This window comes from Streptomyces flaveolus, from assembly GCF_000716535.1.
Taxonomy (GTDB): Bacteria; Actinomycetota; Actinomycetes; order Streptomycetales; family Streptomycetaceae; genus Streptomyces; species Streptomyces flaveolus_A.
Genome location: NZ_JNWV01000046.1, coordinates 63,356 through 70,814 on the forward strand (window position 1 = coordinate 63,356; position 7,459 = coordinate 70,814).

General features: G+C 67.6%; 4 protein-coding genes and 2 pseudogenes. 5 read left to right on the plus strand and 1 reads right to left on the minus strand.

Annotated elements, in window-relative coordinates; all coding sequences use genetic code 11:
- The first annotated feature begins 493 nt into the window (after positions 1-493).
- The 3 genes and pseudogenes from OO52_RS53350 (at position 494) to OO52_RS39160 (ending at position 3,019) form a co-directional block, all read left to right on the plus strand.
- On the plus strand, positions 494-1,552 hold the full coding sequence (locus tag OO52_RS53350; RefSeq protein WP_234339907.1) for a hypothetical protein: 1,059 nt from the start codon (positions 494-496) through the stop codon (positions 1,550-1,552).
- A 161-nt stretch (positions 1,553-1,713) separates the two neighbouring features.
- Positions 1,714-2,004, plus strand: a pseudogene (locus OO52_RS48530) (transposase); the annotation flags it as partial.
- A 325-nt stretch (positions 2,005-2,329) separates the two neighbouring features.
- Positions 2,330-3,019 carry a hypothetical protein gene (locus OO52_RS39160; protein WP_051818938.1) on the plus strand — a complete coding sequence of 230 codons (690 nt, stop codon included), beginning with the start codon at positions 2,330-2,332 and terminating at the stop codon, positions 3,017-3,019.
- A 757-nt stretch (positions 3,020-3,776) separates the two neighbouring features.
- On the opposite strand, the gene OO52_RS39165 is transcribed toward OO52_RS39160, so the two are convergent.
- The gene (locus OO52_RS39165) at positions 3,777-5,264 is read right to left on the minus strand and encodes a mycothione reductase (RefSeq protein ID WP_234339908.1); all 1,488 of its coding nucleotides are present in this window, start codon (positions 5,262-5,264) and stop codon (positions 3,777-3,779) included.
- Positions 5,265-5,611: 347 nt separating this feature from the next.
- Here OO52_RS39165 and OO52_RS39170 point away from each other — a divergent pair, with 347 nt between their 5' ends.
- Both OO52_RS39170 and OO52_RS39175 read left to right on the plus strand, forming a co-directional pair.
- Positions 5,612-6,688 (plus strand): IS110 family transposase, encoded by a 1,077-nt coding sequence (locus OO52_RS39170; RefSeq protein WP_030655457.1) that lies wholly within the window; start codon positions 5,612-5,614, stop codon positions 6,686-6,688.
- A 55-nt stretch (positions 6,689-6,743) separates the two neighbouring features.
- Positions 6,744-7,395, plus strand: a pseudogene (locus OO52_RS39175) (transposase family protein).
- The last annotated feature ends 64 nt before the right edge of the window (positions 7,396-7,459 follow it).

The following is a 7,459-nucleotide window of genomic DNA, read 5'->3' on the forward strand; positions in this document are numbered from 1 at the left end:
GGCTGTCGCCGACCGGTCGTCGAAAGGTGCTCCGCCGTGTTCCGGCGATAACAATTATTCGGCGGCCGGGAGGTTCCGCGCGAGCCGTGACCCGTTGTGCGCGCTTTCCCCCTAGGCCAGCCAGGTCTGCCGTACCTCAGCACATTCGGGAGCCCGCACAACGGTGAACAACTGAACCGAAAGGGGGTTCCTGTCCACAGACAACGGCATCGCTGCCCTGACAGCGAGCTGAGGGAACGGTGCCGTTGTTGATCACGTGGTGCCCTTCAGGCGGACCTTCCAGGAGCACCCTGTGGCGAGCACCGCAGACGAGCCCGAGCAGACCCCTGACCGGGCCCAGGAGGCCCCCTCCGCGGGGTCCTCCATCGCACTCCGTGCCCCGTCGCGAAGGGACGGACGTTCCGGTATGTCAGGCCCGGCGGACAGGGGGTCGCCGCAAGTCCGACAACCCTCATGGATCGAATCGGTTCAGGACGACCAGCGGCAGGTATGGGTGCTCACCGACCGAGGACACCGCGAAGCGAAGCAGCTGCTGGAGCCGAAGAACATACGGGTCTCAGCGCTGCGCAAGGAGACGTACGACCGGGTCACCGGAGAGCTGCTCGCGGGAAGCTACGACGACCACGCCGCGGCGGTCACCTCGACGGCGGCCGAACTGCACCGTGCCGGGATCGGACACCGGCTCGGCTTGCCACCGAGGTCCCGCACAGGCTCGCAGGCGGGTACGTCCAGCGGGCGGACCTGGTGGTGCGGGCGCGGGCGGCCGGTGCCGGTGATGCTGCTGGAGATCGACCGCCGCACCGAGGACGCGCACGACCTGGTGCACAAGCTGCGCCGGTACTGGGAGTGGGGCTGGCTGCTGGCATGGGATGCGGACAAGCGCACTGTGGACCTGGTCCGCTCCCGGCCGGACGCGATCGAACATGTCGACCACGAGAAGCGGCTGTGGCGGCGGGTCTACCCGCCGACCGGCCGGGAGGGTCAGGTGCCGGTGGCGTTCCTGTTCGCCGACACCACCAGGGTCAAGGTCGACAACACCGTGCAGGTCCTCGAGGAAGCCGGCTGCCGCTACTGGGCGCCGCGCCGGTACGAGACCTACTACCGTCAGGCGATCACAGCGAAGGACTACAGCCAGGCCGTGCCGGTCGTCTTCACCACCCTGGAACAGCTCCAGGAGCACGGCGCGAACGCGGCGGTGTGGCAGCGCCTGGGGCGCGCGGACGAACAAACCTTGACCGACGCGCTCGACAACCCCGACGGCGAGGACCTCTACCGCGACCAGGTCGCCCGCGCCGACGCGGAGGACAAGCGGCGCCGTGCACCTGAGCGGGAGGCGCAGCGGCCGGTGTGCAAGCGGCGCGGGCAGAAGTTCACCGACCAGCGCTGGGGGAGACCACCGCGCGCGGTGGCGCCTGGACAGCCGGGGACGCGGCCGTGTGCGATACCTGCCACGCCGACGACGTCGCCCGCGAGGAAGCCGTCGCCGAAGCCGCTCGCGTCCAGGTCGCTACGCCACGGGGCAGGAGCACGACCACGACCAGGAGCCGGGTAAGCCCCGCCGTGCCCTGTTCCGCCGACGCGGCTGACCACACACTGCGACGCCGACCCTCCCGACGGACACGGGGGAGAGGCGGCGTCGACGAGCGGCGGCCCGGGTCAGTTGACTCGCACGGGTAGCAGGCGCGTGCCACCCTACGAGGGGACAGGCGGCGGCAGCGGGCCCAGATCCCTGACGAGGTCGGACACGCCTCCAGGACCCGTCTGGCGCTGGGGCTGCTGGACCGCCTGGCCGCGCAGGGGACGGCGGTGCCGGTGATCGTGGCGGATGTCGGCTACGGCCCCAGCGTCTCCTTCCGGCTCGCGCTGGAGGAACGCGGCTGGTCCTGTGTCATGGCCGTCGATCCGACGGAGATCGCACGGCCTGCCGGCGCCGAGCCGTATCCAGCGCCATCAGCGGATCACCGCCCTCATCGAGGCGCGCCCAGCAGCAGACCCGCAAGCTGACCGCGTCCTTGCGCTCGTCGGCACCGTACGTCACCCGTCGACATGCAACCGGCCGAACTCGTGCTCGATCGAGTAGCCGGGACCTACCGCCCGTCGGGCCAGGCGGCTAGCAGGTCACTGGTCTCCTCAGCGGTGAGGTGGTCCGTCAATGACGGCTCACAACGCGCGCGCATCACGTACACCGCGGCGATGCCAGATCAGCGGTGCGCTGCATGTGGAACGCATTCCGGCCGATGACCCCCCGCGGCAGGCTGTTCGTCGAACTCATCCGACACCACCGGCGGGCCCTCTCAAACTCGTCGACGACTGAGGTCACACTCGGGGGATGAGAGAGCTCAAGGCAGTCGATGCCGGGACGCCGCATGCGCAGTTCTTGGCGACCGAGCACTGGAGTTTGCTGGCGACACGGAGCATGACATGGCAGGAGATCTTCAGCCGGACCGGGACATATCTGACGGTGCTGTCGGCCGCGGTGGTGGCGCTCTCGCTGGTGGCCAACGCGGCCGGGTTCGGGTCCGGGTTCACGACGTTCGCGTTGCTGGTGCTGCCGGTCGTCCTGCTCATCGGGTTCGGGACGTATTTCCGGCTGATCGAGGCGGATATCGAGGACACTTGGCTGATTATCGGCATGAACCGGCTGCGGCACGCGTACGTCGAGCTCGCGCCGGAGCTTGAGCCGTACTTCATCGCCAGCCACCACGACGACCCGCCAGGAATCTGGACGACCTACAGCTTCCGCCGCCGGATCGGAGTGACGCACTGGCTGTCCGGCTCACCTCTCGTCATCGGCGTCATCAACTCCGTCGTCACCGGCGTGCTGGCAGCGGTGGTCTGTGAGGCAATCGGTGCCGGGAACACCCAGCGGACCTTGCTCGCCTCCGCCACGGCCATCCTGACCGCGGTCGTCCTTGGGTTCCTCGGCCTCCGCAAGGTGCATGAGGTCTCCCGCAGCTATCAGCCGCGCTTTCCCAGTGACGAACGCCCGCGCACCACTCCGCCGACAACCCACGACTGAGCACCACGTCACCGACGCCCCTTGATACGAACAGCCACCACCGCCCCCCGGCCACCGGCCGGGGGGGCGTGCTTCCTGGAGGAGTTCACCGTGCCGACCTCCGAGACCGCCCCCGCTTCACCGCCTCACCTCCGCTCAACGCCACCGCCCTCCCCAGGCCGTGGCCGCATTCCTTGATGAGCCGCCCACCCGAACTACGCCAATTTCCAAGTGGGCGTGCGCGGCGCCGGCGGGCAGGACGGAGTATGCCGTACGTCGCTGGGTGGGACGTGAAGCTGACTACAGACCCCAGCTGGGTGGAGGCGCTGGCCGAACAGGCGCGGGCGGTGAGCGGGATCTGCCGCCGTTGGTGTCCCGCAGGCGTCCGATGATCGTGGCCAGGACGCTGGCCAGTTCCGGGCTGACCAGCAGCAGCCGTTCCTCGTTGCTTGCACTCGAGGGCTTGGGCTACGGATTCCTGATCCCGGTGTTCTTCGTGACGGGCGGCATCCAGTTCAACCTCGGTGCCTTGTTCGCCGATCGTGGCCAGGGGACTCCGGCAGGCTACGTCGCTACCGGTGATCGTCGCGGCGGCAACGAGCGGCCTGAGGCTGGACGCCATCCGTCGGGGAAACGCCGCCGCGCTGGTGCCCGCGGGTCTCCTGCCGGTGATCGTGTTCCCGTTGATGGCAGTCCGACTGCTGGGTCGCTCCCACCAGCCACGCCCGCGGCACCCGGTCCGGTGAGGACTTTCCTGCGGGCCGACCGAGTGGAAGGGCTACAAGGCCAGTAGTGCCTGTTCGACAACTTCGGTCAGCGCGGGGTGGATGTAGAGCACGTCTCGAGCGATGCGGTCCACCGGCAGATTGAGTGCCATCCCCTGGATCAACGGCTGAATGAGCGTCGCAGCCTGTGGGCCCATGATGTGCGCGCCGAGGATCGTACGGTCGAGAGGGCTCGCTAGGATTTTCACAAAGCTGGTGGTGTCCTCCAGCGCCCACCCGTATGCGGTATCTGCATAGTCTCGGACACTCACCAGGTAGTCGGTCCCCCTACGGCGGGCCTCCTGCTGGGTCAGTCCCACCCCGGCGATCTGTGGACTTGTGAAGACCGCACGTGGCGCAACGGTGTTGGTCAGCGAACGCAGATTCTGCGGATGGAGCAGGTTGTGTCGGACGACCCGCTCTTCGGCGTTCGCCATGTGCTTGAGCTGGAAGTGGTTGACGGCGTCGCCGAGTGCCCAGACCCCCGGTACAGACGTGCGGTAGGCGCTGTCGGCCACGATGTGGCCGTGCTCGTCAAGTTCCAGCCCGCCGGCAACCGCGTCCAGCCGGTCGGTGTTGGGCCGGCGGCCGACGCACACCAGCAGGCTCGCGGCCCGCACGACTTGATCGCCTCCCGGGCAGGCCACAGATACGGCGACGCCGTCGGCACTCGGTTTGACGGAGGTCACGGCAGCATTGAGAAGTACGCGATGGCGACGTGATGCGATCTCGGTGAACCGTGTCGAGACCTCCTCGTCCTCCGCCATCAGCAGGCGCGGCCCCCGCTGCACGACCGTCACGTCCACACCGAAGGCGCCGAACGCATGGCTGAGTTCTGCCGCGATATAGCCCCCGCCGATGATGGCCATGGATGCGGGCACGTTGTCGATCCGCATGATGGTGTCCGAGGTGTGGTAGAGCACGCTGTCGAGACCGGGAATGTCCGGAACCACGGGCCGCGACCCGACAGCCACAACGAACGTGTGGGCGGTAATCCGCTCGGCGCCGACCTGGAGCACCTTCGGCGAGACGAACCGCGCCTCCTCCGTGTACACGTCGATGCCGTTCTCCCTGCGATGCTTCACCGCGCTGTCGTGCAGCGGATCGATGCGGTGGAACACCCTGTCGCGGATGGCTTTCCAATCAACGTGTTCGACGGCCGCATTGACGCCGAGCCGTGCTGCCGCCCGCGCTCCCTCGATCGCGTCGGCAGTGACGACTAACATCTTGCTCGGAATACAGCCCCGGTTGAGACAGGTGCCACCGAAGCGGTCGGACTCTACAACAGCGGAGTGCAGATGGGCGAGTTCGTGGCCGAGCAGCATGTTGCCACTGCCCGCCCCGAGGACCACAAGATCGTAATGCCGCACACCGGCCACCTCCGTCGGCGAAAGGTTGACCTTGCAGGAATTGGCCTCTCGTAGCCTTTTATTCTTATAAATCCTGGCACATTTCCCATGTGGTGGCAAATGTTCGGTCGCCTTTTCGAAAATTGTGTTCATCGAGCCCTTTCAGCGTGGCCACCGACCGGGTGATGGCCTCGCGTGCTCACAACGGACAGGGCTCCTGTGCCGTTGGGTGAGGTGTTCGAAGTCTCAACCTGCCTGTCCAGGAGCCCTGTTGGTTCCCTGCCTGTGAGCATGGAGAGTGCCATCTGCGGTGCGGTCTGGCCCATATCCTGCCTGGCTCCGTCTGGGATGCCCTGAGTGCGATCTGCCGTTCGTGCCGGGGATGGTGCAGTCGCCGGGTGGGCGTTCGTGTCCACATAGGGGCCTTGCTTCGGCATCGTCACAGGTCTGACCGTCTTCCTGTCCGGCGCGTTGTAGTCCAGAACCGCGTCGGAGGGGAGATGACAGCCGTGACCGTTCGTGCGAGGGGATCCGATCTGACGGAGATCGTCATCGGAGTTGACACGCACAAAGATATCCACGTGGTGGTGGTCCTCAGCCTGCTGGGCACGGTGCTGGCCAGCCGGTCGTTCGCGACGACAGCTGCTGGCTGCCGGAGTTTGCTGACCTGGGCCCGGACCTTGGGCCGCGTCACCCGGGCTGGAGTGGAAGGCACGGGTTCCTATGGCGCCGGCCTGGCCCGCAGTCTGCATGCAGCCGGTGTGGAGGTCATCGAGGTCAACCGTCCGAACCGGGCGATGCGTCGGCGGCGGGGCAAGAGCGACACCGTCGACGCGGAAGCTGCCGCCCGCGCCGTATTGGGCGGGGAGGCGACCGTCGTGCCCAAGCGCGGTGACGGTCCGGTCGAGGCCATCCGGATCCTGAAGATCGCCAAGGACTCTGCCGCCAAGGCTCGCGTCAAGGCCATCAACCAGCTCAGGGCCGTGTTGGTCAACTCGGAACCAGCCGTGCGGGAACCGCTGGAGAAGCTGGCCCTGCCCCGGCTCGTCGCGCGCTGCGCGACGCTACGCCATGATGGTCCGGGCCCCGCCGAGACAGCCGTCGCCGACACGCTTGGCCGGCTCGCCCGTCGCATCCAATTCCTCGAAGTCGAGATCAGCGATGCCCGTCGGCAGTTGACCGATCTCGTCCAGCGGACGTCGCCCGGCCTGCTGCAAGTCAACGGCATCGGAGCGGACTCGGCCGCCGCCCTATTGATCGCTGCTGGTGACAACCCTGAACGGCTGAAGAGCGAGGCGTCGTTCGCCGCTCTGTGCGGAACCAGTCCCGTGGAGGCATCCTCCGGCAAGACCCGCCGCCGTCGGCTCAACCGCGGCGGTAACCGGCAGGCCAACGCCGCGTTATTCCGTGCCGTGCTTTCCCGCATGCGCTGGGAGCCCGCCACTCAGAAGTACGTGCAACGGCGCACCGCCGACGGACTGTCCAAACGAGAGATCATCCGCTGTCTGAAACGGTATCTCGCCCGCACCATCTACAAGATCCTCCGTTCCCCCTGCCCACAGCCCGCCCACCCTTGACGTCCATAGGGGCATCGCACTCGACCTGCCTCATGCCCTGGTCGAGTGGGTCACGATGCTCATCGTCACCCGTGAGGGTGGCCGTCCGTGCAAGCTCCCGCCGCACCAGCGTGCGCTTGTCGCTCTGGTGTACCTGCGCCGCACCCTCGCCCGGATCGTGGCCGGGGTGGGGATATCCGTCGGTACCGTCCACGCGTACGTCACCAGCGGGGCCGGCCTGCTCGTTGAACGATCCCCTCCTGCTCAAGACGCCGCGCGAGCATGATCCTTGTCCTGCTGGACGGGACCCTCGCCGAGTGCGACCGCGTCGGCGACGGCCGGGCGGACTGCTCGGCCAAGCACCGCGGGCACGGCGTGAACGTCAAGGTCCTCACCGATCCGGCCGGCGAGCTGCTGTGGATCCCGCCCGCCCTGCCGGGCCGCACGCATGACCTCACCGCGGCCCGTACCCACCGAATGATCCGTATCTGCGAACGCCAGGGTGTCCCCGTCCTCGCCGACCGTGCCTACACGGTGCCGGCTCCTGGGTCACCACCTGACTCAATCGGCCACCGGGCGGCGAACTCGCCCTCAGCCAGCGCCCCGTCAACCGAGTCCTGGCCGCAGCCCGGGCACCGGTCGAAGGCGGCACGGCACGGCTGAAGTGCTGGCAGATCTTCCGTAGATCCCGCATTACTGACGTTGTAGTCGTGGTGTCGTCGGTGTGAGGCCTGTTCCGGTGAGGCATCCGTCGATGATGTCGCTGCGGTATTGGATTTGGCGGAGGCCGTG